This is a genomic window from Paenibacillus forsythiae T98, from assembly GCF_000520735.1.
In the GTDB taxonomy this organism is placed as follows: domain Bacteria; phylum Bacillota; class Bacilli; order Paenibacillales; family Paenibacillaceae; genus Paenibacillus_AQ; species Paenibacillus_AQ forsythiae.
The window spans coordinates 1-744 of record NZ_ASSC01000882.1 but is presented as its reverse complement, the minus strand read 5'-3'; the positions used below and the strand labels follow the sequence as shown (position 1 = coordinate 744).

General features: G+C 41.0%; 2 protein-coding genes. Both read left to right on the top strand.

The genetic code is table 11. The features are described 5' to 3' along the window. Positions 1–221 precede the first annotated feature (221 nt). Positions 222–566, top strand: coding sequence for a helix-turn-helix domain-containing protein (locus L692_RS0126795; RefSeq protein WP_025703010.1), 345 nt, complete (start codon positions 222–224; stop codon positions 564–566). Positions 567–624: 58 nt separating this feature from the next. Next, a partial coding sequence (locus L692_RS31530; RefSeq protein ID WP_036725948.1) for a helix-turn-helix domain-containing protein occupies positions 625–744 on the top strand: 120 nt, incomplete at its 3' end.

Here is a 744-nt window from a genome sequence, read left to right as displayed (position 1 = left end):
CCGGCTTCAGTAGTTTCAGAATGGAAGGGCGCAAGGATGGGGCCTCCTTTTAAAAAGTAATCTGCATTTCTAAAAATATATTCGCCTTTATTTAAAGGTTAAGGGATAGTACAATGAATCAAATATACTACTTATTAGTAGTATTTTCAATTACTTTTACCGTCTTTATAACCCTGCTATTTATGCCTTTACTCTCCTAACCTTTAGGAGAGGTGATTAACATGACAAATTTACGGAATTCGGTTGGAGATAGAATTAGGGCTATACGGAAGGCAAAGGGATTAACGCAACAGCAGCTTGCGGAGTTATCAAATCTGGATGATGCATACATAGGATCATTGGAGCGAGGAGAACGGAACTTTTCTATAGATACCCTAGAGAAAATTGTAGCCGCATTAAACATTCAGCCAGTAGAACTATTTCAAAACCAGACTGATTTGAATGAAGCCGAAGCTGCTCAACGGACAGCGATTGATGAATACGCAGTTGCAGTTAGCGAGTTGAGTGTGAAGCAAATTGATAAAATGAAAAGGATTGTTAAAGAGGTGCGAGGGGCCTTTGAATAGAAGAAGATGCGCTGAGACAAACGTGACTCCCCCTTCTAGCTTTAGCTAAGGTGATCCCATGAATTTACCAGAAAGCGTTGGTAACCGGATTCGTGAGCTTAGAAAAGCAAAAGGATGGACGCAAGAACAACTGGCTGAAGCGGCATCGCTTCATTACAGTTACATAGGTGGGGTAGAG

Excerpts from the sequence above, each read along its gene's own strand:
- L692_RS0126795 (WP_025703010.1), top strand. The coding sequence starts at position 222 with ATGACAAATTTACGGAATTCGGTTGGAGATAGAATTAGGGCTATACGG.